At 62.9% G+C, this 1,751-nt stretch carries 3 protein-coding genes; 1 reads left to right on the top strand and 2 read right to left on the bottom strand.

Annotation, left to right across the window (positions count from 1 at the left end; all coding sequences use genetic code 11):
- A partial coding sequence (locus JCM25156_RS15715) for a winged helix-turn-helix domain-containing protein (RefSeq protein WP_025813835.1) occupies positions 1-268 on the top strand: 268 nt, incomplete at its 5' end.
- On the opposite strand, the gene JCM25156_RS15710 is transcribed toward JCM25156_RS15715, so the two are convergent.
- Positions 238-783, bottom strand: coding sequence for a peptide deformylase (locus JCM25156_RS15710; protein ID WP_025813834.1), 546 nt, complete (start codon positions 781-783; stop codon positions 238-240). The two genes, JCM25156_RS15715 and JCM25156_RS15710, sit on opposite strands and share 31 nt — an antisense overlap.
- 8 nt (positions 784-791) lie before the next feature.
- The gene (locus tag JCM25156_RS15705) at positions 792-1,424 is read right to left on the bottom strand and encodes a hypothetical protein (RefSeq protein WP_242402705.1); all 633 of its coding nucleotides are present in this window, start codon (positions 1,422-1,424) and stop codon (positions 792-794) included.
- Between the last annotated feature and the right edge of the window lie 327 nt (positions 1,425-1,751).

The raw sequence follows: 1,751 nt of genomic DNA, 5'->3' as shown, positions 1-1,751 counted from the left end.
GCGGCGCGTGACGCGCGCGGGCGGCGCACTGGCGCTGGGGCCTACGGAATACCGCATCCTGCTGCACCTCATGCGCAATCCACGCCGGGTGTTTTCACGCGCCGAAATACTGGCCGCCGCATGGGATGACCGCATTCATGTGGAGGAACGCACGGTGGATGTGCATATCCGCAGGCTGCGCATGGCGCTGAACGCCACGGGCGGGGCGGACCTGATCCGCACGGTGCGCTCCAGCGGCTATATGCTTGATGACGGGAAGGTGGACTGACCACCGGCCATGGCGTGGTCACGTTCCAGTTTCGCATACCGTTTCAGCGCCCGGTCACGGCGCAGGCGTGACAGCCGCCGGATCCAGAAAATACCGTTGATCTGGTCGATTTCATGCTGGAGGCACAGCGCCAGCAGCCCCTCCGCCTCCTCTTCCGCCTGCGCGCCATCAGGCCGCGTGTAGCGGACCCGCACGCGCTCCGGCCGGGTGACGGGCGCGTGGATGCCGGGCATGGACACGCTGCCTTCCTCCCGCGTTGCGGTTTCCGCGCTGTTCCAGATGATTTCCGGGTTGGCGTAGATACGCGGGCCGTGCCCATCGGTGGGCAGGTCGATCACCACGAGCCGTTGCATGATCCCGACATGGCAGGCGGTGATGCCGATGCCGGGGGCCGCGTGCATGGTTTCAAGCAGGTCATGCGCCAGTTGCCCCGTGGCGGCGGCCGTGGCGTCAACGGGGGCCGCCACCTGTTCCAGGCAGGGATGGGGAAAGCGGATGAGGGGCAGTATGGCCATGGGCGCGGTCAGTACAGGAAGGGACCGTTATCGTCCGCGTTCAGGTTGGTGTAATAGGGAATGTAGAAATTCATGCCGAACGGGTTGTAGGTATGGTCCACCCCCGATACGGGGCGCAGGGGCTGGACGTTGTGTTCCGCAAGGCAGTCGTACAGCGTCTCGCGCAGGTGGGCGTTGTCCTTGTCGGATTTGGGCGCGCCATAGAACAGGTCATGCGCGAAGGGTTTGCAGGCCTGGGGCGTATGGTCGTAATACGCGGCGTACTGGTCCTGCCTGTTCTTGCTGATGTCCTCATCCGTGATCCACTGGTGCGTGGCGACGGATGTGTGCCAGATCTGCTTCCAGCCCGTATGCATGTGGGACAGGCGGGCGATGGCGACGCCATCCTGCTGCGTGCCGTCGCGGCGCACCAGGCTGCCGTGGCAGGCCATGACCTGCACATGGTCGTTGTAGATGGCGCTTTTGACCGTGCCGTCCACAAACCGGGTGGCGGGCGATGTTGCGCCGGGGGTGCGGTTGGCGGTGGCCACCACGGCGGCGGTTACCCCGGGGTCGCGGCAGTAATTCGCCATGGGGCGGGGCGTGTGCTGCGCGCAGGCGGCCAGACCGAGCGGGATACAGATAGCAACAAGACGGCGCAACGGTTTCTTCCTTTGCAATGGGGCGCATGACAGTATCATGCGCCTGTTCATTCTGGCCTACAGAAGTGGCATTGGCCTCACAATAATATAAATTTTCAATACCGCTCTGTGCTTTTGTCTCTTCCTGTCGGGGCGGGTGGCACTTTCGCCGCCCGGGGCGAATGACGGCGCCCTGACATCCCGCAAATCCCGGGGAAGTTTCGGCTACCGCCCTTTTTCAAAAAGCTTCAGGAAACGCCGCCGTTTTGAAAAAAAAGCGGCCCCCAGACACTTTTACTGCTTTTTATCAGTCAGTTGTTTTTCAAACAGCCTCTCAGAATGTCAGGC

Source organism: Komagataeibacter kakiaceti JCM 25156, from assembly GCF_000613305.1.
Note: the sequence above shows the minus strand (reverse complement) of the source record. Positions and strands in the feature narration are given on the sequence as shown.